17 protein-coding genes and 1 pseudogene are annotated in these 21932 nt (G+C 72.1%); 10 read left to right on the top strand and 8 right to left on the bottom strand.

Annotated elements, in window-relative coordinates; genetic code table 11:
- Positions 1-37: 37 nt before the first annotated feature.
- Positions 38-2407 carry a Helicase associated domain protein gene (locus tag ACIRBX_RS00090; RefSeq protein ID WP_402292778.1) on the top strand — a complete coding sequence of 790 codons (2370 nt, stop codon included), beginning with the start codon at positions 38-40 and terminating at the stop codon, positions 2405-2407.
- 434 nt (positions 2408-2841) lie between these two features.
- Here ACIRBX_RS00090 and ACIRBX_RS00085 read toward each other — a convergent pair whose 3' ends face one another.
- Complete coding sequence (locus ACIRBX_RS00085; protein ID WP_402292777.1) at positions 2842-3318, bottom strand: hypothetical protein; 477 nt, start codon at positions 3316-3318, stop codon at positions 2842-2844.
- 773 nt (positions 3319-4091) lie between these two features.
- Between ACIRBX_RS00085 and ACIRBX_RS00080 the strand changes: the two genes are divergently transcribed.
- The 4 genes from ACIRBX_RS00080 to ACIRBX_RS00065 all read left to right on the top strand — a co-directional run bounded on the left by ACIRBX_RS00080 (position 4092) and on the right by ACIRBX_RS00065 (position 8736).
- Positions 4092-4871 carry a hypothetical protein gene (locus tag ACIRBX_RS00080; RefSeq protein WP_402292776.1) on the top strand — a complete coding sequence of 260 codons (780 nt, stop codon included), beginning with the start codon at positions 4092-4094 and terminating at the stop codon, positions 4869-4871.
- A 392-nt stretch (positions 4872-5263) separates the two neighbouring features.
- Positions 5264-5539, top strand: coding sequence for a hypothetical protein (locus ACIRBX_RS00075; RefSeq protein ID WP_402292775.1), 276 nt, complete (start codon positions 5264-5266; stop codon positions 5537-5539).
- Between the two features lie 811 nt (positions 5540-6350).
- The gene (gene pip, locus ACIRBX_RS00070) at positions 6351-7313 is read left to right on the top strand and encodes a prolyl aminopeptidase (protein ID WP_402292774.1); all 963 of its coding nucleotides are present in this window, start codon (positions 6351-6353) and stop codon (positions 7311-7313) included.
- 766 nt (positions 7314-8079) lie between these two features.
- Positions 8080-8736, top strand: coding sequence for a hypothetical protein (locus ACIRBX_RS00065; RefSeq protein WP_402292773.1), 657 nt, complete (start codon positions 8080-8082; stop codon positions 8734-8736).
- Positions 8737-9817: 1081 nt separating this feature from the next.
- Here ACIRBX_RS00065 and ACIRBX_RS00060 read toward each other — a convergent pair.
- The 3 genes from ACIRBX_RS00060 to ACIRBX_RS00050 form a co-directional block, all read right to left on the bottom strand.
- Positions 9818-10000, bottom strand: coding sequence for a hypothetical protein (locus ACIRBX_RS00060; RefSeq protein WP_402292772.1), 183 nt, complete (start codon positions 9998-10000; stop codon positions 9818-9820).
- Between the two features lie 231 nt (positions 10001-10231).
- Complete coding sequence (locus tag ACIRBX_RS00055) at positions 10232-10672, bottom strand: hypothetical protein (RefSeq protein ID WP_402292771.1); 441 nt, start codon at positions 10670-10672, stop codon at positions 10232-10234.
- A 194-nt stretch (positions 10673-10866) separates the two neighbouring features.
- Positions 10867-11361, bottom strand: a complete 495-nt coding sequence (locus ACIRBX_RS00050; RefSeq protein WP_402292770.1) for a helicase associated domain-containing protein — start codon at positions 11359-11361, stop codon at positions 10867-10869.
- A gap of 415 nt (positions 11362-11776) precedes the next feature.
- Between ACIRBX_RS00050 and ACIRBX_RS00045 the strand changes: the two genes are divergently transcribed.
- On the top strand, positions 11777-12424 hold the full coding sequence (locus ACIRBX_RS00045; protein WP_402293865.1) for a hypothetical protein: 648 nt from the start codon (positions 11777-11779) through the stop codon (positions 12422-12424).
- A 182-nt stretch (positions 12425-12606) separates the two neighbouring features.
- Positions 12607-12825, top strand: coding sequence for a hypothetical protein (locus ACIRBX_RS00040; RefSeq protein WP_402292769.1), 219 nt, complete (start codon positions 12607-12609; stop codon positions 12823-12825).
- Between the two features lie 925 nt (positions 12826-13750).
- Here ACIRBX_RS00040 and ACIRBX_RS00035 read toward each other — a convergent pair.
- Entirely contained in the window at positions 13751-14038 is a 288-nt protein-coding gene (locus ACIRBX_RS00035) for a hypothetical protein (RefSeq protein ID WP_402292768.1), read from the bottom strand.
- Positions 14039-15242: 1204 nt separating this feature from the next.
- On the opposite strand from ACIRBX_RS00035, the gene ACIRBX_RS00030 reads away from it, so the two are divergent.
- Together ACIRBX_RS00030 and ACIRBX_RS00025 are read left to right on the top strand one after the other, a co-directional pair.
- The gene (locus ACIRBX_RS00030) at positions 15243-15566 is read left to right on the top strand and encodes a hypothetical protein (RefSeq protein ID WP_402292767.1); all 324 of its coding nucleotides are present in this window, start codon (positions 15243-15245) and stop codon (positions 15564-15566) included.
- Between the two features lie 245 nt (positions 15567-15811).
- Positions 15812-16087, top strand: coding sequence for a hypothetical protein (locus ACIRBX_RS00025; protein ID WP_402292766.1), 276 nt, complete (start codon positions 15812-15814; stop codon positions 16085-16087).
- Between the two features lie 476 nt (positions 16088-16563).
- On the opposite strand, the gene ACIRBX_RS00020 is transcribed toward ACIRBX_RS00025, so the two are convergent.
- The gene (locus ACIRBX_RS00020; RefSeq protein WP_402292765.1) at positions 16564-16935 is read right to left on the bottom strand and encodes a hypothetical protein; all 372 of its coding nucleotides are present in this window, start codon (positions 16933-16935) and stop codon (positions 16564-16566) included.
- A 187-nt stretch (positions 16936-17122) separates the two neighbouring features.
- A pseudogene (locus tag ACIRBX_RS00015) lies at positions 17123-17406 on the bottom strand (DUF6193 family natural product biosynthesis protein).
- Positions 17407-18359: 953 nt separating this feature from the next.
- Between ACIRBX_RS00015 and ACIRBX_RS00010 the strand changes: the two are divergent.
- Complete coding sequence (locus ACIRBX_RS00010; protein ID WP_402292764.1) at positions 18360-19007, top strand: hypothetical protein; 648 nt, start codon at positions 18360-18362, stop codon at positions 19005-19007.
- Positions 19008-20335: 1328 nt separating this feature from the next.
- Here the strand turns inward: ACIRBX_RS00010 and ACIRBX_RS00005 are convergent.
- Positions 20336-21132, bottom strand: a protein-coding gene (locus tag ACIRBX_RS00005; protein WP_402293864.1) for an IS5 family transposase whose coding sequence is annotated in 2 segments (ribosomal slippage) — positions 20336-20787 and positions 20787-21132 — 798 coding nt in all. Because the reading frame shifts where the segments join, the coding sequence is not laid out codon by codon here.
- Positions 21133-21932: the final 800 nt, after the last annotated feature.

Genomic DNA, 21932 nt, shown 5'->3' with positions numbered 1-21932 from the left:
CGCAGGCCCCCAGCGCGGCCCCAGCCCGTCCGGGCAGATGAAGGAGAGCAACGCCGCCGTGGACACCACGACCACCACCGCTGACACCGAGCAGGACGTCCCGGCCGAGCCCACCAGCACCGCCGTGCCGGTGCTGCCGCAGCAGCCGACCGCCGACGCGGCCGCTGCTGTGAACCCGCTGCCGCTGCACTGGTTCCAGAAGGACGCGGTGGCCGCCGCGGTGAAGGCCGTGAAGATGGGTGGCCGCGCCACTGTCGTCGCGGCGACCGGCTCGGGCAAGACGCTGATCGCAGCCGGGTGCGCGCGCCGCCTGGCGGCGAAGGGCCGGGTGCTGGTGCTGGTGCCGACGATCGAGTTGCTGGAGCAGACCGCCACCGCCTGGTCGTTGAAGGGCGGCCGCCGGGGCCTGGCGGTGGCGGCGTGTTCGCGGGCGGAGGCGTTGGAGAGCGCGGAGGCCGGCGGCCGTGTCGACGCGGAGGTGACCACCCAGGCCACCCGGATTGCCGACCTGGTCGCCAAGGTGAAGCCCGGTGACCCGGTGACCGTCTACGCCACCTACGCCTCCTTGGAGCGGATCGTGAAGGCGCACAAGGACTACGGGCTCCCGGTCTGGGACCTGGTGGTCATCGACGAGGCGCACCGCACGGCAGGTTCCGAAGGGAAGGCGTGGGCGGCGATCCACTCCGACGACAAGGTCCCGGCGCTGCGGCGGCTGTACTTCACCGCCACCCCGAAGATCGCCGACGACACGAAGGCCAAGGCCGGCCTGGCCGACCTGACCGAAGGTCAGGCGCTGCCCGTCCTCTGCTCCATGAACGACACGGCGATCTACGGCGAGACGGTGTTCACCTGGACGCTCGGCCAAGGCATCGAGCACGGATTCCTGGCGGACTACCGCGTCCTGGTCCCCGTCGTCACCGACGAGGACCTGCGGGAGCTCCTCAACCTCCCCGCCGTCGCCGACCTGCGCTCCCAGCGCTCCAACGAGGAGCTCCTGCGCCTGGCGTTGCAGATCGCGGTGCTGCGCGCGGTCGCCGACCTGAACCTCCGTCGCGTCATCACGTTCCACTCCCGCGTGCATGCCGCGCGGGAGTTCGCCGCCACCATGCCCGCCACCGCCGACCTGCTGCCCGACAGCGACCGCCCCGAGCGGGTCACCGCCCTGGCGGTCGCGGGCTCCGACAAGTTGAAGGACCGGCGGGCGGCGTTCGCGACCTTCACCGCTTCCACCGGGGAGCGGCCGGGGGAGGAGGGGGAGGAGTGCTGCATCATCTGCAACTCTCGACTGCTGTCCGAGGGGATCGACGTGGCCGCCGTGGACGCCATCGTCTTCGCTGACCCCAAGAGCTCCGTCATCGACGTGGTCCAGGCCGTCGGCCGGGCCCTGCGCCAGGCCTACCGGCAGGGCAAGGTCTCCTGGGTCATCATCCCCGTCTACCTCCCCACCCCCGCCATCGGCGACGACACGATGGCCGCCGACCCGGCCGAGATCACCGACGCCAGCGGCGCCGTGAAGGCCGAGGCCGACGACGAGATCGAGGCCTCCTCGTTCCGCACCATCTGGCGCGTCCTGCGCGCCCTCGCCGCCCACGACGCCCGCGTCGTTGGCCGGATCACCGAACTGCGCACCAAGCGCGCCGGGGAGAAGGACCACACCGTCGTCTCGGAGCCGGGCGAGGACACCGCCACCGAGGCCGGGGCCGACGGGCAGTCGGCCCCGGAGGAGCAGCCGGTGGACTGGCTGCGGATCAACGCCCGCCGCCACGCCGCCCAGATCCTCCGCACCGTGAAGCTGCGCGCCTTCAACCCCCGCGCTTCGGAGTGGCAGCGGATGTTCGACCTGGCCGCGGGTTTCCAGGCCGGGCACCACCACCTCGACCCCACCGACAAGACCCGCGACGGCGCGCTGGTCTCCTGGCTGGACCGGCAGCGCTACTTGCGCGGCGCGGGCCTGCTGGCCCCGGTGCGGATCAACGAGCTGGACCAGCTCGGCATGATCTGGGACAAGCACGCCCGCTCCTGGGACCGCGGCTACGCCCACGCCCGCGCCTGGGCCCAGACGCACGGCAACCTCGCCATCCCCGCGGCGGAGAAGCTGGACGGCCACGCGGTCGGCGCCTGGGTCGGACGCCAGCGCAAGAACGCGAAGCTGACGGCGGCTCAGGACGCCAAGCTGACCGCGTTGGACGCGATGTGGCGGATCGAGCCGGACTGGAACCGTTCCTACCGGCGCCTTCTCGCCTACCTCGCCGGCGGCGGCACCCTGGACGGCCCGGCCAACCGCACCGGCGGCGACACCGACCCCACCTTCCGGCCCGGGGCGTGGCTGCGCAAGCAGGACAAGGCCCGCACCGACGGCAAACTGACGGCCCACCAGACCGCCCTCTTGGACGCCCTCCAGTCCTGACCGACGACCACCCGCGCGAAGGGAATCCCCGCGGACGACCTGCGCGGCCAGCCGTTCCCCACTACGGCCCGGCTCGCCAGCCCGAGAGCCTCATCCTCGCCCACCTACTCACCTACAAGCGTGTTTTCCTGGCCACGGCCTGAGAGGGTCTTTTGCCCGCCGCGCTGCTGGACGACATGATCACAGGCCTGGCCGCACCGCAACTGACCGCCCCTCAGCTGCCCCCGCCCCGCCGTGCCCGTCCCGCTAGAGCTGCTCCCCGCCCGCATCCCGCCGACCGGGATCTCAGCTCGGCGGTGCCATCTGGTCGCCACCGGCCCCTCGACCGCTGTGACGAAGGCTAGCCCGACCGCCGCTTCGGCCTGGTCGCGCTCGGCTACGAAGACGTCGCCGTCCTCCACAGCAGTCCTGCTGCAGGAACCTGCCAGCAGCCTCTACGGCTGGGTGATCGGCGCCGGATCCGCAGCCGGACCAGGTGCCGTGGCCGGCGCTGGCGGCTGTCCCGCGAGCGCTACCATCTGCTTCTGCTGCATGACCAGTGCTTTCATGTCCGCGTCGGATGGCGCCTGTTGCAACACGAACATCTTTACCAGTAGCACAAGTGTCACGGCGCCACCCGCACCGGTGATCCCCGCGACGATTGGCTGGCTCGTGGCAAGCCAGCCCGTCAACACCAGGAAGCCAATCGCCAGCAGTCCACCGATCTTCAGCCCCGCCATCTCTCGCTTCGATCGGTTTTGAGCCACCGAGTCCTCAAGATCCAGCTCGCGCATACGCTGGGTGTGCTCCCGCTCCAACTGCCGTTCCATGGCCGCCATCACGGTCTTTAGGTGAGCGGGTGGCAACTCGGCCCACTGGCGGGCAATCTCCATCGGGCTGACCGCCGCTTGCTGCCCCTCGCCCTGCATCACCGGCTGACCCTCTCGCGATCATTGTTGGACGTCGGCACATCCGGTGAAGCCCCCGGCGGCAGCCCGTCGGGCCCTCGATTTCCCTCGCCTGACGTAGAGTCCGGGGGCGGTCCGAGGCGGGTGAACAACGCTCCCAAAACTTCGTTCATGCTCCTGGCTGCTGCTTCTGCCTCAGGTCCAACGGGAAGAGTCGGGACATAGAGCGGATCATGATCGGCGATCTCAGACGCTGTGAAGTCGATGCCGTCCAGCAGCTTGAAGTCTCTTGCAGCGAGCCAACGCTGCCGCTCGGCCGCCACTGCCGCTCCTACAGCCGCTCGCTCTCGCTCCCGGGCCCGCTTCGTGCGGCGGTGGTCCTCAGCGATAGCGATCTCATGGAAACCCCTGATTACACCAACCACTCCACACGCCGTCGCCACGAGCACCAGAAGCAGCGAGATAGCAAGGTACTTAGTATTGGCTAGGAGGATCCCCAATCCGACGAGAAGCAAGCAAATCGCCAGAATCAACAGAGAAGTAGGGCGAATGATCGACGGGGGCCTCGACGGTTGCTCGTTGGGCTGCTCTACCGCCGCCGAGTCAGGGCGGTAGAAGTTGTCAGAGCCACCAGGAGTGTTGCTGGCGTCGGAATCTGACGGCATGTCAGGCAAAGTCACCTCCCCTCAGTCGACATCGACCGTACCGGTAACCAGCAGCAGGCAGCGACACTTACGGCTGAGTAACCGCCGCCGGATCAGCCGGTGCAGCCGGTTCCGGAACCGGCGCGCGGCTGGGTGGAGAGGGACATCGACGGCCACCAGGGTTGGGTGGCGCTGGTGGAGGGGCGGCTCGTTGCCGCGCGCGACGACGACGGCCGTGCCCAGCCGGTGCTGCATGCCGAGTCGTGGGAGGCCGGGGTGACCCTGTACTCCGCCCTGGCCCAGCACCCCGCCCACCCCGACGGCCAGAGCGCGGCCGAGGACGAGAGCGACGACCAGGAGGACGGCCTGCTCGGAGAGACCCGTACCCGGATCCGCCGCAAAGCGGCCGGCCTCACCCTGGACGCCATCGACCAGGCCCTCGCCGACGCCCACCTCGACCTGCGGGTCGCCGACCGGTACGCCGACGCCGGAGACGACCAGGCCGTCACGGCCACCGCCGCGGCCGTTGAGGAGTGGCAGCGCATCCGCGACGAGGCCGCCACCCAAGGCGGGACCTACGAGCAGCACCACGATGCCGGCCTGCGCCGCGCTGAGACCGCCGCCCGGCACCGGCGCGACGTCGCCGACCGCGCTGCTGAGGCCGCCCACGAGGCCGGACTGCGGATCGACGCCGCGCACCGTCAGCTCGCCGGAGCGGCGGCCGACCCGCTGTACATCGCGCTGGCCCGCGCCGGGCTTCACACTCTGACCGAGGACGACCACCAGGCGGTGCGCGACCTCACCCGCCACCTCGACCCGGCGACCCTGCGGCAGGTCGCGAGCTGGCTGGAGCGCACCCGCGCCACCGCCCTCGCCCTGGCCGGCGGCCAGGATCGGCCGGGCCGGCCCGTCGTACGCCGCGACCCGCGCTGACCCTCGGCCGCTGCGGAATCACTCCGGACAGGCGACGGCGCGGGGGCCCCCCCCCCCCCGGGGGGGCCCCCCCCCCGGGGGGGCCCCCCCCCCCCCCGGGCCCGGGGGCGCCCGCGGCGGGGGGGGCCCGGCGGGGGGGCCCCCCCCCGGCCGCGGCCGGCCCCCGGCGCCCCCCCGCGGCCGTGGCTAAACCCCGCCGGCGGGGCGCGGGGGGGCCCCCCCCCCGCCGGGGCGGGCCCCCGCGCCGCTGTGCGTCCCAGCCGGCCCCGGGGCCTGGTGCAAGCAGGTGGTGGTCGGCCAGGGCGGTGCTCCGCCCGCGGGCAATGGGATGCGGGAGGGGCGGTCCGATCCTGTCACGCCCCGGAGGGGCCACCAGCGTCCACAGGGCGGGTGTGGGGTTCGAGGAAGAGGCCGAGCAGGTCGGCGGGCACGGGCTGCTGACCGGGCCCTGGACGGGGCCCGCGCCCACCCGGACGCGAGCCGGGAGCGGGTACCTCACCACCCGCGACAGGCCGGCCCATCTGGTCCGGCGGCACGCCCAGCGCCCCGCAGAGGGCCGCCCGGTGCTCGGTCACGGCCCGGGCGTGCCGGACGACCAGGGCGAGCTGCTCACCGTCCATCTCCTCCAGCACGTCGCCGGCCACCTCCGGGCCGATGGCCTCCAGTAGCCCTCGGGCCTCTTCGCGCAGCTGCGGGGCCTGTTCCTCGAGGCGGCGGCCGCGCAGGGCGGCCTGGCGGCACGCCTGCCCGCAGTAGAGGCCGGGCCGACCCGTGGGGGCAGCCGCTGGAAGGGGGCGTCCGCAGTGGGGCCCGGCGCACACCCGGGCCGTTGGCTGGTGATCCGTCACGATCCCACCGTGACGGAACCCGGCGGGTGACACAAGCCGCCCCACCGCACCGGCCGGGTGACCGCCGGATTCTGGGGGCGGCTACGGCGCGCCAGGGGGTATTGGGCCTAAGAGGCTGCGCCTCCTCTCCGCCGACCTTGGTCGGTTGGTCGTTCGGGTTTGCACATGCGGTGTGCTGTCGGGTTTGGGGTGGCGGCCTCTGGGTGGTCCGTGTTGGGGACGTTGCGTGGGCCTGGGGGTGGGACGGCCAGGAGGACCGGCTGGCCCTGCCCGCGCTCCGCCCCGGCCTGGCCTGGCCTGCTTCGTGTCGGACGACGTCATAACGTCAGTGGCTCGCGACACGAGATGTCAGTGGTCGCGATATGAGCTGTGTCCGTAGGCGGTGACGGCTCGGAGAGCATCCGGAGGCTGTACGCGACGTTGTCGTTGTCGTTGAGGACGTCGATGATGTGGCCGCGGATGACCATCTCGGCGGCGGCGAGGTTTGCGATGGCCCCGGGAGTTGGGCTGCGTCGCTGGGGTCGATTCCGCCGTCGGGCAGGCCCCGGAGTCGGCGACGGTGTCACCTCAGCCATGTTGTCTACTACAAAGCCTTGTTCGTGTCTCATTTGGTTGCCAGGAGGTCGGGATAATGGGCGAGCTGCACCCGCCAGTCGAGCCGTACGAGAAGGGGATGCTCGACGTCGGCGACGGCAACCTCGTGTACTGGGAGGTCTGCGGAAACCCGGACGGCAAGCCGGCACTCGTCGTCCACGGCGGGCCGGGATCAGGATGCGGGACCGGGGCACGCCAGTACTTCGATCCGGACCTCTACCGAGTCGTCCTGTTCGACCAACGCGGCTGCGGCCGCAGCACCCCCCACGCAAGCGAACCCACGACCGACATGCGCCACAACACCACCCGGCACCTGATCGCCGACATGGAGCGGTTGCGTGAGCATCTGGGTATCGACCGCTGGCTGCTCTACGGAGGCTCGTGGGGCTCCACGCTGATCCTGGCCTACGCCGAGACCTACCCGGAGCGGGTGTCGGAGATCGTGATCGCCGCTGTCACGACCACCCGGCGCTCCGAGATCGACTGGCTCTACCGAGGTGCCGGCCGGTTCTTCCCCGAACAGTGGGAACGCTTCCTTGAAGGAGCGGGCGGCACCCCACGAGACGGTGACATCGTCGCGGCCTACGCACACCTGATGGAACATCCGGACCCCGCGGTACGGGAGAAGGCCACGGCCGACTGGTGCGCATGGGAGGACGCGGTCCTGTCCGGGGAAACGAACGGCACCTCCAACCCATACGGTGACCGCCCGCCAGTCGCGCAACTCGCCCTCGTCCGCATCTGCTCCCACTACTTCGCTCACGGAGCGTGGCTGGAGGAAGGCGCTCTCCTACGCGATGCGCACCGCCTGGCCGGGATCCCGGGCGTGCTGGTCCACGGCAGGCTCGACCTGGCTGGCCCACTCGATACCGCATGGGAACTCGCCCGCGCCTGGCCCGATGCCGAGCTGACCGTCGTCGGCGACGCAGGCCATCTGGGCAGCGACACGACCCGCGCGCATGTACTCAAAGCCATCGACAAATTCGCTCACCAGGGATGAGACCAGACCGCCCGGCGATCCAGAGTCACTGACACCTCACGTGTCGGCCGACCGATGGCATATCCATGTCGCCTGGCACTTCGCCCCGGCCCAGGCCCGGGCTTCGCTCCCCAGCTCTGGCCGGCTCTCGCCCGGCATCTGGCCACCTGGCAGTGAGCGAGCGGATACACCCTGGCCGTCTCGACTTCCGCCACTTGCGGCCTGGATCGTGCGCCCGCCTGCCCGCCTGCCCGCCTGCCCGCCTGCCCGCCTGCCCGCCTGCCCGCCTGCCCGCCTGCCCGTTGGCGCATGGCCGCCGGGTGCTGCCGGACCTGGACGAGCGAGCGCCGCACCCCTGGAGGGGCCGTCGTCCGCGCTCTCGGACACGAGCTCGCCCAGCCCGCCCGGTCCGCTCGGTGACCACCGGGCCGGCCACCGATGCGGTGCGGGCCGGGAGCGGTGCTGCTGTGCCATGACGGTCGGCTTGCCCTGGCACGGCGCGGGCGGCCCGAGGGTGTGCGGCGCTCGCGGCCCGGCGGCTTGGTCGAGCCTGGCGACGGCTCCGCGGCCGCGCTGCGCCCGGCCGGCCCCATCCTGTGAAGCGAACGGCGGGCGGGTGCGCACCAGCTCCGTTCGATCGCTGTGATCATTCTGCCGATACGGTGCTCCCGGCCGGGGGCGTTGTGCCAGGATTCCGATGATCGTACGACCGGTTCGGCGCCCGCCGGTCCCGGCTCGGTCCACCGCGCAGTTGTGTCTTGGGGGAGATATGTTTCGTCAGCGGTTCGTGGCTTCGGCGACGGCGATGGCGGCGGCACTGGTCCTGGCCGGCTGCGGCAGCGACGGCGGCCAGGCGGCCACGCCCGGGCAAGGTGCGACGGCCCCGGGGTTCCCGCTCCCGGGAGCACTGGCCGCCGGCTCCCCCACGGTCTCCCCCGTTCCGACGCCCACCGGCCCGGTGATCCACGGCGCCGTGAACGACAAGGTCCGGTTCGCGGCCCAGATCGTCAGCGTCGGCACCAGCACGGCGCTGCCCAAGGTGCCGACCCCGGCCGGCAAGACGATGGTCCTCGTGCGCCTCAGGGTCACCTCGGACCCTGTGGACCACACCATGCTCGCGCCGCCGAAGGAGGAGTGGTCGATCACCTACCCCGGCTGCACCTCGGGCAGCGCCTGCGTGGGCGCCGATGGTGAGTCGCGCTTCCTGCCGGAGTCGGCCGTCCGGTCCGGCGTCACCGGCGGGGCAGCGGCAGTGACCCTGGGGGAGACCCTCGCCGCCAACACCTTCTACTTCACCTACATCTGGAAGGCCGTCCCCGTGGACGCCGACCTCAGCAAGGCCGAACTGTGTGCCGCGCGACTGCCCGGCCCGGACGAGTGCACCCCGCTGGGCCCCGTCACCCCGCTCACCGATGTGAACTCCCTCGACCTCAAAGCGTTCTGAGCAGGTGTCACCGGCCCACGGCAGTCCCCAGACCGGGATCTCGAAGCCGGGCGCTGCGGGCCATCACTGTGCTGCTGCGGGAGCTGAGGGACCGGTCGATCGACTGCGTGGTGGCATCGACCACGGTGCCGGACCATCCCGGCGCTGATCGCTGATCGCTGATCGCTGATCGCTGATCGGTCGGTTCAGGGGCTGATGCCGAGCCGGATCGCGACGGCGAGGAGTAGGAGCAGGTCGGCCTCGGCGGCGGGCCAGAAGTCGAAGGCGTTGGTGAAGGGTCCGGTGACCAGCACCAGGGTGCCTTGGGGCGCGTGCCGCGCCCCACCACTGGCGGGTGGCGCCGATCTCGCCGTCGAACCAGCCGGGGCCGCCGGGCTGGTGGATGGTCAGCCGGCCGGCGGTCAGGACCGCCGACCAGGCCGGATTCACGGTGGCGGCCAGCGCGGGATCCGCGCTCCAGCCGTCCTTGGGGATCACCAGGCGGCCCGGATCGGCCGGCAGGACCAGGGCGGGGCGGTGGTCGGCCAGCAGCTCGGGCCAGGGCCGCCCGTCGAGGCCTGGCCCGCCGACGCACTCCACGAGCGGCTCCTTCTTTCCTGCCCTGGGCCGGACCAGTTCGTGGCCGGATGCACAACATCATCGGCCGGTTGGTGGCAACGGCGCAGGCGAACGAGCCGACGGGCGCCCACGGCCTGTGAGGGCAGTGTGGTGATTCGGTGTAAGGAGCGGTGCGTTCCGTCCGGGTGGATCGTGATCGGCTGCCGGCGTCGAGGTGCGAGCGGCGGCCGGTCGCACGCCGGCCGGACGGTAGCGTTCGGACAGCCCTGCAGCCGAAGTCGCTGGCGACCTCGGCGGGCCGTCGGGTGGACGGCACCCCGGCCGGGGCGGAGCGCTGCCTGGTGATCCCGTTCGACGGCTTCGCGCAGGCGCTCCCTGCCGGCTCCGCCTCACCCCGGCCGGCCGGGCCCGATGCCGCCGTGACAGCGGCATCGGGCCCGGCCGGCACCACCCGGTCCCGCCACCAGCGGCATCGTCCCTCGGGCCGTCCGGCCGGTGACGCGGGCAGCACGGCCCGTCCGGTCTACAGACCCATCCAGCCAGCCAGCCAGCGGGCGGCCGGCACGCCGGCGGGGAGCGGGTGCCACGGCGGTGCGGCGGGTCCGTGCTGCACCAGGTCCTCGAGGCGGGCCGCTCCGGCCGGGACGGCGGCCAGCAGCTCGGTGGTGGCCGAGTTCTCCTCGGCGGCTAGGCGCAGGTCCTCCACTGCCGTGCCGACGGTGCCCGCCGGGGTGCCGGTCAGGATGACCAGCAGGGTGGGAAGGTCCGCCAGCGGCGCTCCCTGACCCGGCCAGCGCCGCCCGGGCTGGTGCCAGTGCCGGGCGCAGGCGTGAGCGGCCCCGCCGGCCCTTGTCGTGGGGGCTGTCGTGTTTCCCTGCGGGGTGGGGTGGGAGAGGGCCGGCCGGCCCGGATTGCCGGGCCGGCCGCTTGCCCTGGGTCAGCCGCAGGAGTGCCAGGGGGTGGTGTAGTCGACGATGGTGCTGCCGCTCGGGTTGTGCATGACGATGCGTTCCCTGATGCACTCGTTGACGGCGCGCACCCACACCGGGCCGGCGTAGGTGGCGAAGTCCCCGGCGTTGGTGCTGCCACCACCGTCGCCGTTGTAGTCGGTGATGAACAGGTACGTCCAGGTCTTGGTGCCCGCGTAGGCCGACTTCACGAAGACGGAGCAGTTCGCGTATCCGTCCCAGTAGGTGCGCAGTTCGCCGCCGGTGCCGCCGCTGATGGTCGGGACGGACTTCGTGTAGACCAGGGTTGCCGTCACCCCGTCCCGGGTGCAGCCGTAGGCGCCGGCCTGCGCGGCCGGTGCGGCGGCGAGGGTGGTGCCTCCGACGGCTGCGGCGAGGGCGAGCGCGGTGACGGTCTTGCGTATACGCATAAGTGTGTTGCCGTTTCCTCGAACTGATGGGCCGTCGCAACCTAGCAGGTGGTCCGTTGCCGCTGAGTGGCCGCACCACCTCTGTCGCGGGGGTTGTCGCGCCCCCTGTCGCTTCGGGTGCTGTCGTTCCTGGTGGTCTGCGCGGATACCTGCCAACCCCCGTGTGAGGCCCGGGCCCGCCGCCGCTGGTCGGTCTACTTCTCCCAGCGCATGCCGAGCTCGGTCAGCCGGGCGGTCCGCTCGGCCGGGATGGTGGCGTGTCGTAGGCGGCTGTTGGCGATGAACAGGCCGAGGCTGATCTGGACGGTGGTGCCGTCGTCCAGGACGAGCGGTTCCTTGTGGCCCCGGCCGACGTTCAGGTTCCCGGTCCGTTCGCGGTATTGCGCGGCCGCGGCGAGGTTGCGTCGTTCCTTCTCCGCGTGCGACACCTTCACCGGCGGCAGCTCCTCCGCCGCCAGCGGCTCCAGACCGAGCACGTGCTCGACCAGCCACTGCTGCGCCGGGCCGAGCTTGGCCCACCCGACCCGCTGCGCCCGCGCCCACCCGGTCAGGTCCTCACCCTGGACCACCACGGCCCCTGGGTCACCCGCGAGCGATCCGCCGGCCTTCACGTGCCGCCACGCCAGGGCGAAGCACCGCTGCCACTCGACCGACCAGGTGGGGCACCAGGCGGGGTCGATCTCGTCCAACGCCGCCTTCCGCCCGGCCGGCAGCGCCCCGGTCCAGTTGAGTCCGGTCTCCCCTGCGAGTCGCAGGGTGCGGCCTAGAGCGGCCGCAGACCATGGTTAGTGATCAAGAACCGACCCTACGTACTTGCCCTGGTCCAGGGTCTAAAACCCAGAAACTGCCCCTCCTGCACGCCCTGGCGCCGCAGACCCGTTCGTCGGGCCGTCACCGTGACGACGAAGCGAACGCCACGCTCTGACCTCGGTTCGCCAGAAGGCTCTGACCAGGAACAACAACTTCAGACACAGGCTCTCAGGGTTGTACAGCCGAAAGGGCTCAGCTCCCGTGCTGATCCAGGCTCACCAGATGCGAGGCGGCCCGGCGTAATCGGGAGGCGTCACAGGCGGGCGATGCGGCGCACTTCGCCGGGTGATCGTGATGCAGCCCGTCCTAGAGACCCGCACCCCCGACGGCTTCGACCTCTGGCCCGTCGCTGATGACGGGCCAGCCGCCTTCCTGCCCCTCAGCGGCGGGCTTTCGCCAGCCGAGGTCGGGACAGCCCTGATGCGCATCGCCAGCTGCAACGACATCGACCCCGAGGACGATCCTGACAACGACCGCCCGCCGCGGCCTGCCGACCAGCTGGGCTCCTTCCTCCATGGACTGTTGACCTTCGACACCCCCTTCGCAGCCGGCGGCCTGAGGATCACCGACGATTCCACCGGGATCACGTTCGTGCCGGGTTGTTGCGACGGCCTGGAGGACTGGCGCGCCTGGCACCAACTCGTCGACAAGGACGGTGTGCTCTGCTTCGGCCACGACCCCGTGTCACCGGTTGCGGAGCGCTCCGGCGACACCGTCCGCCTCACGGTCGACGCCGAGCAGAGCGGCAGCCCCGTGATCGAACTGCCCGTCACCGAACTGCGCCGTCTGCTCGCCGGCGCCGAACGCGACCTGGCCAGCTTCCTCACGCTGGCCACCGACTGGACCCACCAGCACCTGCCGCCCGGCCACCGGGCTCCCGTCACCGCCGCTCTCGCCCGGGTCCTCGACCTGCCCGAGCCTGTCGTGTCGCCGGAGCGGTAGACGTCGGCCGGTTGCGGCGGCCATCGAGAATCGGGGCGCCGGTACGGTCGTCATGCGTGCCGTGATGGCGGTCGGTGGGGCAGCGGATCGGTCGCGGCGCCTGCGGCGGGCTGACACAGGGCTCTGCGGCCATCTGCGAGTTGTCGGCGTGCGCGCCCGGCGACGCGCGTAGGGTCGACCCTGTGGGATCAGGGGAGCAGGGCGCGGTGCGGTGGATCGCGGTGCAACTGCCCAACGACGACCTGGGCCGCCGGCCGTGGGCGGTCTGGGACCGCCACACCGACCTCTGGGTGGCCTCCGGCCCGGACGGGGAACTCAACCTCTACTTCGACTGCCACGGCGCCCGGGCCTGCATCCGACGCCTGCGCTACCTCAACGAGGCGGGCATCCACCACACCTGACCCACCACCACATCCGAACGCCTCCAGGCGCTCGGATGGGTATGCGCTTGAGTATGCCTACAGGTATGCGTATGGCCATGCGTTTGACGTACAACCCCTCGGCGGGCATGACGCTGTGGAGCCCCCTGGTCCGTCGGCTGGAACACCTGGGTCAAGCTGACCACCAAGGCGGTCCGACCACGCCAGGCGCTTTCGGTACTCTCGCCGCCGAGTGCACCTCCGCCGGCGGCCCCGCCGCCCTTCCGCCACGAGCCCGCCGCCGGCTTCCCAAGGCGCCACTTCGGCCCCTGTCGCCGTCGCCGTCGCCGTCGGCCAGTGCATCCACTCCGGCCCTGCCACCGCCCGAGGCCGGAGCGAGGTGGGCTGCGGGTGCTCGGCACCCTGGTCCGGCTCGCCTTGGCGCTGGCACCGGATCGCCTCCCCTTGGTGCTGGGGGCCGTGGTGCCCGGCCGGGCCCGATGCCGCCGTGGCAGTGGCGTCGGCCCCGGCCGGTGTCGGCGTGGTTCTGATGGTGGGTTGGTCGGGTGCTTGGCCGGGTGGTTGCGTCACACCTGGTGTGTGACGGAACTGGGGGCGGGCTACGGGCCCGGTTCCGGCCTGTGACCTCGTTGTGTTTCGAGCGCTTGAATCGCGATCTGGTAGACCAATTCGGCGGGGTGTCCGGGCCTCGACCGGTCGGTCCGAAGTCCGGCGGGGTGGGTGGGCTCTGGTGACTGGTGGTGGCCGCCAGGCCGGTTGGGCCGGTCCGGCCGGGGGCCGGGTTGCGGGTCGGGGCGGCGGGGGTTCCTCGGGGTGTCTTCGCGAATTGACGGTCTGTCGGAATGGGCTGCCGGGCCGGTCGCTGGAAAGGCCGCCGCAGGGCTTGCTGGAAAGCCTGCCGGAAAGGCTGCTGGAATCGGTCACCGGAAATGGGAGCCCGGGAGTGTCACGGGTTTCTGTGGTCGTGTTTCTGGTAGGGCCATGTGCGGATGGGGCCGCCTTGGCGGGTGGGCCGGGTGAGGGCGCGGACGAGGGGGTTGGTCAGGACGAGGTAGCCGGGGTGGACCCATCCGGCCCGCTTGTCGAGTCCTCCGGGGCCGCTCTCGCCGTAGAGGTGGTCGCGCAGGGCGTCGTAGGCGAATCCGCCGGCGGCGAGCAGCAGGGGCGCGGTGAGGACCGCGCCGACGTTGACGCTCCAGCGGACCGCGGCCATCAGGTGCGGGTCGGTCCTCATGCTCCGAGCATCCCGGGGCCGTCAACCCCGCCGGCCTGGCTGCTGGTCTGTCAGGCGGGGCTGGTGCGCTGCTCGCTGGCGGGCCGTCAGGCCTCGCCGACTGCTCGGGGGCCGCAGGCTTCCGTCAGCGCCCGGCCCCGCACTCGCCCCGCCACAGGGCTGCCACCGCCCGCCCCCACCTGCTCGCCCGCCCCGCCGCTCCCGGTCCGCTCCCGGCCCGCTGTCGGGCCGTCAGGCCCGGCCCCCGGCCACCCACCGCCCGGCCGCCAGGCCGGCACCCACGCGGCCCCTTCGGGTGCTCCGTGTTGAGGGTGTGGCGCGGGTCCGGGGCAGGAGGACCAGGAGGTCCGGTTGGCCCGCCCCGGCCCGCGCTGCTCCCCAGCTCTGGCCCGGCCCGCGCTGCTGCTCAGCCCGGGCCCCGGGCCCCGGGCGGTCCTGCCCTGCCTCGGGCCAGGGGTTGTCTCTGTCCGATGGTGGTGGGCTTGGGCCGCTGGCCTTGGAAGCTGAACAGGTCGAGCGGGTAGGTGCGTGTGGGTGGGGCATCCGGAAGTGCAGTCGCGATCAGCTTTCACGGATGGGATGGAGTCGACATGTCGTACATGCAGTTCTTGGCCAAGGGGGCGGGTCAGGGCTCCCCGCCTTTCTGGATTGTTGCCATTGTGCTGGTCGTCATCGTTGGAGTGGCGTTCGTGGTGACAAGGGCGCGCAGGAAGTAGAGCGGTGGTCAAGTGCACTAGCACCCTGTCAGGCCGGGTTGGTGCGCTGCTCGTTGGCGGGCCGTCAGCCCTCGCCGACTTCTCGGGGGCCGCAGGCCTCCGCCCTCCGCCCGGCCCGTCGAGTGGTGCCGGGCTCGGGCTCCGTGCCGTCCGGCCGGACTGCGCCTGGGCGTCGTCCTGGTCGCCGTGCTGCCGTCGGGCGTCTTGCCCCGCCAGGAGTAGCCAGCCCCGGTCCGCTCGCCCGCTGCTCGGCGGCCCGGCCAGCTGCTCCCGGGCGCCGAGGCCGTCCGGGGGCTTCGGCGCGTCTTCGGGTGCGGGTTACGCTGCGCCGTGTCCATGCACAGACGCACCGTGGGGGAGAACATGGCGGAGATCGCCGTACCCGGACCGGATCCCGACTGGCAGCCGGCCACCGTCCCGCCGTACCACGTCGGGGGAACCCGGCCGCACAGTCGAGCCTGTGGGAGGCCGCCGCGAGCGGCTTCCGGTTGATCGCCGGCCTGAAGCCCCCGCTGGACGCCCTGGCCGCACGGCTGCGCCTGACGGTGGAGCGCAGCTGGGAGGAGCTCGGCGGAGTGGACGCGGCGGTGTTCACGATCGACCGGCGCAGCTTCGCGCTCAGCCTCACGACCTACGGCCAGGACGAGACCTGGGTGTGGCTGCACCGCTCCCACGAGGACGACGAGGCGGCGCTGCGGGTGCTGCTGGAGGCCCTTGGCCTGGACGAGGACGCGGTGGTCTTCACCGGTGGCCCGGACACCGGCTACCACTACCGCGACTACCGCCGTATCGGCCGGTCGAGCGGTACCTGAACGCACCAGGCTCCCGGCTCCCGGCTCGCCCCGTCCCGCCCGGCTCCACCCGCTGCCCGCTGCCGGGGCGTCAGGCCCCGATGCCCGACGCCGCGGTGCGCCCGCCCGGGCCGGTTCCGCTCCCGCCGTGCCGCTCTCCGGCCCGTGCTGCTCCCCCGGCTCTGGCCTGGGCAGCAGCGGGGTCGGGGGGAGGGTGGGTGTGGGGGAGGCTGGTGTGGCACGGGCAGCGCTTCTGGAGGCCCCGCATGACCGTCCGTCAGTTCCCCGCCGGTCAGTTTCCTGTTGGCCAGCTCGCCGAGGAGGTCGCTCAGGCGGGCGCGTTCGCGGGGTCGGTGGAGCGCTTGCTGGCGCAGTACCGCCAGAAGGGCCGCACCGGCACGGAGGCGTTCGCGCTGCTGGCCTCCCTGCACGAGGCCTTGCTGGCGTTCGTGGACGCTCCCGCCGACCTGGCGGTGCGCGCGGAGGCGGAGCGGCTGGGCTCGCTGTTCGTCGAGCTGACCGGCACGCCGGCAGGGAGCTGACGCCCGGCCCTCGAGCGACCCGGCCCAACCCGGCTGCTTCCGACCCCTGGTCGACCCGCGCAGCTCATGTTCCTGCTGCTCCCGCCTGCCGCCCCAGGTGCTGTGCTGCTCCTGGTCGGGCCCGCCTGCCGGCGGGGCTGTGCGGGGTCGGGGGAAGGCAGCCGTGGGGGTGCTGCTGCGCCTGGTCGTCGTCCTGGGTGCGGAGGTCGGCTTCCTCCCGGGGTTGGGACGGTGCCGCCCGGGGGTGTCCCAGCTGGTGTCCCACCGGTGTCTCAGCAGGCCCGCGATGTCCGTTTTGCTGGGACGGTCCCAGGCTGTTTGCCCTGGTGGGAGCGTTTTCGGCTCTGGCCTGGGACGGGCCTGGGACACGGCCTCGCAGCTGACCCGTCTCATCGAAGTTTGACGAATCTCAAGGAAGTTTGACCGCGAGAGCTTGTCTCATCGGAGTTTGATCGCCGCCAGCGTTGGCGGCGTGGTCAAGCTGGTGCCTGGGCGTTCGCTGTCGCCTCGCGTTCGGCGAGGAAGGCGTCAAGGAGCTCGAACAGGACCTCGATGGCCCGCAGTTCGTCCTCGGGCGGCAGGTCCTGGATGTTCTCCCATCCGTGGGGAAGAGCGATGTGCAGGACCTGGCCCGGCCAGCCGTGGTTGCAGTTTCGGCCTCGGCGGGCGACCAGCCACTCGTGGAAGCCGCCGAGGGGATCTGGGCCGCCGTGGCGGTCGGCGTGTGTTGCGTAGCCGGCGAGGAAGACGGTGACCTTGTCGAACGAGGGCTTGCCCACGACAAGGCCGGGGCGCCGACCCATGAAGGCGAAGAACTCGCGCTCGCTCATCTCAGACGGTTGCTTCATGTGAGAGAGCCTATTGATCATCGTGTTCCACCGGCGGGGCGGGGCAGCCGTGCAGCGCGGTCAAAATTCGAGACGCGTCAAACTTCGACGGGACGGGACAGCAGCGCTTTTGTCCTTTGACAGGTGATCTTGACCGATTGCCAAGTGACCTTGACCGGTTCCGGCTTCTGGGAGATGGCCTGGGGGCTCAGGCCGTGAGGCTGTCCGGCGGGGGCCAGGGGCCCTCGTAGGCGGGCCCGCAGTCGGCGGGCAGGTTGGCGACCACCAACGCGGCCGCCTCCTTCGGTGTGAGGCCCTTGCCCAGGGTCGATGAGTACAGCGGCCCGTACACCGAGCACGACGTGCCGCTGCCCGCGATGAACGGCAGGTCGTGCTCCACGGGAAGAGCGAGTTGCGGTGGAAGGTGAGGCACCCGTGGCTCGGGAACGGGAACAGGACCCGCAGGCGCGGTTCGGCGTAGGCCGCCTCCATCACCGCCGGATCCCCCGCCGCACGGTGGGGTCGTCCGCCAGCATCAGCCGCCAGGTCTTCTCCACCGTCGTCTCCTCAGCCATCCGGCGATGATGGCGCCCGCGCCCCTGGCAGGCAACCTGCGCGGTCTGGCCAGGGACCGACGCTTCCAGGCCGGTCAAGGTCGCCTGTCAGAGGACATTCCGCCGCCGCCCGGTGCCGGGTGGCTGCCGGTCCGTCAGGTCGGGCTGGGCGTACCCGTGCTGCCGGTCTGTCAGGCCGCTCTGGTGTGCTGCTCGCTGGCGGGCCGTCAGGCCCCGCCCGGCCCCGTCACCGCCCCGGGGGTCGCTGTTCGCCGCCCGGGGGCAGCAGGCCTCCGCCTGCCGCCCCTGCCCTTCGCCCTTGCCACGGGCCTGCCAATGGGTGCGCCAGCGCCCTGTCACCGCTCTGCCACCACCGCTCCGGCACCGCCCGCCGCCCGCTGCCGTCCCCGGGGGCCGCAGGCCACCGTCACCGCCCCGGCCACCGTGCCGGTCACCGGCCCGCTGCCGGGCCGTCAGGCCCCGGCCCCCGGCCACCCACCGTGCGGCCGCCAGGCCGGCACCCCACGCGGCCCCCCGGGGCCCCCGGGGCCGCCCGCGACCAAGAGGACCAGGAGGAAGAGGAGTTGGAGGACCAGGTGGTGGTGCCCGGCTGCTCCCGGCCCGCCCCGCTGCTGCTCCCGGCCCGGCTGCTCCCGGTCCGGCCTGCTCGCCGCCCTGGGTCGCCGGCCTGCCGCTGCGCCATCCCGTCTCGCCCCGGTCGCCGGCCTGGTCGCCGCCCGGGGTTGCTGGCCGGCTCGCCGTTGCGCGGTCGGGGCCGCACCGAGGTTGGTGCGGGGGTTGGTGGTTTGGGCTGTGGGTGGGGTGGGAGTGGTGTCGTCAGGCCTGTAGTTGGGTGGCCAAGGGGTGCGGGGTGTGGGGAGGGGTGTGGTGGTGTCGGACTTCGACGGCCTGTTCGAGAGGGTGCGGGCGCAGCGCAGGGAGGCCGAGGCGCGGGGGCCGGAGCCGGAGCCGGTGGTTCCGCTGACCGCGGAGGAGGCGAGGCACGAGCTGATGAAGGCGTTGGGGAGTTGGGCGCTCGGGCGCTATCTCGAGGCCGGGATCGCGCCGACCTTCCCCGCCGGCAGGGCTGGCCTCTGGAGCCCGCGCAGGGCGCTGCCCCGTCCCGCTCCCGAGCCGCGCCGGTGGTGGCAGCGCCGCCCTCCGGTGCCTCCGGTGGAGTACGAGCGGGGACCGGACCTGTGGGAGATCCTCTCGTACGAGCACGTGGAAATCCGTCAGGGGGAATACGTCCGAGGCGATGTCGGCATGTACGGCAGTGGCAGCTCCGGATACCACGAGACGTATTCGACCGTGTGCACTGCCTATATTTGCGTGGACCGTGAAGCAACCCTGATCTGCGTGAAGAACGGTGTCTGCCGCCTGGCGACAGACGACATGAGGCACTTCAACGGCTTCATGATTCCTGGTGGCACGATGGAGATCGACGTCATGAAGAGGGCCAGCGGAATAGAGGAAGATCCCGGTCGGGGAAGCATCTATTGCGGCGCGCTCGATAGCCCCGGCGGGGAATCCAATTAACGGTCTCCTGCAACGGTCACCGAAGCACCCCGACTGCCGGGATTCGACGCGGGGATCACCGACGCTTTCACCTCCGGAGCGATGCCGTTTTCCCCTGCCCGGCGCCTTCCCGACACCGCCCGGATTCGCCGTCGTACCGGTCGCTGAGTTCTCCTGTCACCCTGCCCCGGGCGGCGACCGCCAGCCCTCTGCCAGCCCGTGTCCGGCACCCGCGCGCCCCCGCTCCTGCCGCTCCCGGTCCCGCCCGCGTCTCACCGCCTCCCGGTGTGCCGCTGCTCCCTGGGGGCTGCAGGCCACCCGTCCCGTCCCGGCCCCCGCCTCCGGCCACCACCCCGCCCTGCCCCCGCCCCGCCCCGCCCCCGGTCTCGCTTCGGCTGCTCCTGGGGGCCGCAGGCCACCACCACCCGCCCGCCACCACCGGCCGGTGCCGGCAGGCCCGGCCCCCGCACCCCGCCCCTGTGCCGGGCCGCCAGGCCCGCACCCCCAGCCACCCCCGGCCCGGCCGCCAGGCCGGCACCCCCCCGCGGCCGCAGGCCGCCCGCACGAGGGGACCGGGAGGGCCTGGAGGACGGGATGGCGCTCCCCGCGCTGCGCCCCGTGCCTTGGAGGGGACCTGACCTCTGGACCGGGTGGTGCTTCCCCGTGCTGCGCCCCGGATCGGCGGGAGGACCTTGGCCCGCGTCGGTGGGGAGCATCCTGTCCCGGGTCGGGCTGGTGCCGCTTCCGGGGTCGGGCTCCGGGTGGTGAGGGCTCTTGTCCTTGACCGGGGTGGTGCGGTTGCCACCTCGGCGCCCGAGCGGCGGGGGTGGAGTGAGGGACAGCTCTTGCATCTCGCACCCGGGCCCTGGCCGTCGGTGCGGTTCCGGGTCCGGGCGGTCGGTGTGGGGGCGAGGTGCGCAACAACTCTTGCATCTCGGCACTCCGGGGTCGTCGACACCTCTAGCATCTTCGTTCGCCGAGGTGGGAGGGCTGCGGGTGCGGTTCGTGGAGGGGGTGGCGGCGTGGGCTTCGCCGATGGCTTCGGGCCCGTGTCCGGGAGTGCCTGTGGTGCTCTCGGGCGAGGCCTGGACGGCTACCGCGTGAGCGCTGCTCTTGTGTTCCCGGCGCTGTGTCCGTGGCCGTGCCGCACCTGCCCGGTGCCGTTTCCCGGCTCGGGACGGAGGCTTCCGCTGGGCCCCGGCCGAGGCCGAGCGGAAGCCCGTCACGGCACTGCCGAGGTCGGCAGGTGTGGGCTCTTGCTGTGGTGCTGTGCTGCTGGTTCGTCCCCGCCCTGGCCCGGCTCGAACACGGCTGGTCCCCTCCACAACGGACCGGCGCTTGAAGTCATCTCATTTGGAGAGTCGGCGGTGACAGATGATGGCTGCGGCGATGCTGGCGAAGGCGGCGAAGTGGTCGGCCTTGCGTTCGTAGCGGCGGTGGAGTCGGCGGAAGCCGCCGAGCCAGGCGACGGTGCGCTCAATCACCCAGCGGTGCCGGCCGAGGCGGGCAGAGGATTCGATGCCTCGGCGGGCGATGCGAGCCGGGATCTGACGTCGTCGCAGGTAAGCGCAGATGAAGCGGTGGTCGTAGGCCTTGTCGCCGTGAAGCTTGCCGGGCCTGCGACGTCGGGGTCCGCGCCGCGAGCGGATCGGCGGGATCGCGTCGGTCAGAGGGATCAGGGCCTGGCTGTCGTGGACGTTGGCGCCGGAGATCGCGAGCGACAGGGGTAAACCGGTACGTTCGGTAAGCAGGTGGATCTTCGACCCGTACTTGCCCCGATCGACAGGATTCGGACCCGTCAGTTCCCCCTTTTCAGGGCCCTCATGTTCACCGAGTCGACCGCGCATCTCGACCAGTCCAGCTCTCCCCGCGCCCCGAGCTCGTCCAGGACAACGCGATGGAGCTTGGCCCATACCCTGGCCTTGCTCCACTCGGTGAAGCGCCGATGGGCGGTTGGCCCCGACGGTCCGAAACACGGCGGCAGTTGGGCCCACGTGCACCCGGAGGTGGCGACGAACATGATCGCCGCCAACACCTCACGATCCCCGTGCCGACGCCGACCACCGCCCTGAGGGCGCGTCGGTGCATCCGGCACGACCAACTGGAACAGCTCCCACAACTCATCCGGCACCAGCCGCTCCACGATCAGCACATCCGAAGTCTACTCACTCGCCCAAATGAGATGACTTCTTAGGGGTGTGGGCGCCGGTCGACGCAGGGCTGTGCGTGAGTCTAGGGAGTCCGCCAGGGCATCGAACAGTGCTTTCTTCATGTGGCCCGCCGCCTCGGCCGGTGCTGCAATGCACCGGCGCCGGCCTGCGCCCGACGCGCACCGGCACCCAGCCACCACCTGCTGCGCCCCTGCCGGCCCGGGGCAGCAGCCCTGCTCTCCCGTCGCCCCGTTCCCCCACTGCCGTCCAGGGCACGCTGTGGATCCCGCCAGGGCTCGCCTCTCTTCCTCGAAGGCCGCAGGCCGATCGACAGAGCAGTCACAGGGGCGGCAGGGCCCCCTGCGCCCCGGCTGCGCCCGGGGCCCGATATCGGGGGATGGGCTGCTACCGGCAATTCACGGGATATCGTTAACGAAAAGCCCCCAGATTCCGCCATCCCGTCAGGGATGGCTCTCCTACCGGCAATTCGCGCGATATCGTCAACGCCCGGTCGGGCGCCCCGTCAGGGGCGGCCTCTCTACCGGCGATTCACGCCACATCGTTAACGCTCCCGGCCGCAGGCCGGAACGGGCCGATGGCGGGCCGCAGGCCCGTGTCGCATTCGACGCCCGACACCCACCGAGTTGAGGCCCCGTCAGAGGCCGTCCCGGGAAAGCCGGATTCGCCGCAGGCGAATCGCCCCCGCCGCTCGCCTACCCCCGGCCCGGCGCAGCCGGGCCCGGCCGGGCGCCCGCCCCGCCCCCCCCCCCCCCCGGCGCCCCCCCGCCGCCCCCCC

The sequence above is a fragment of the Kitasatospora sp. NPDC096147 genome (genome assembly GCF_044763225.1).
Lineage (GTDB): Bacteria > Actinomycetota > Actinomycetes > Streptomycetales > Streptomycetaceae > Kitasatospora.
This window is presented reverse-complemented; position numbering and strand designations above follow the sequence as displayed.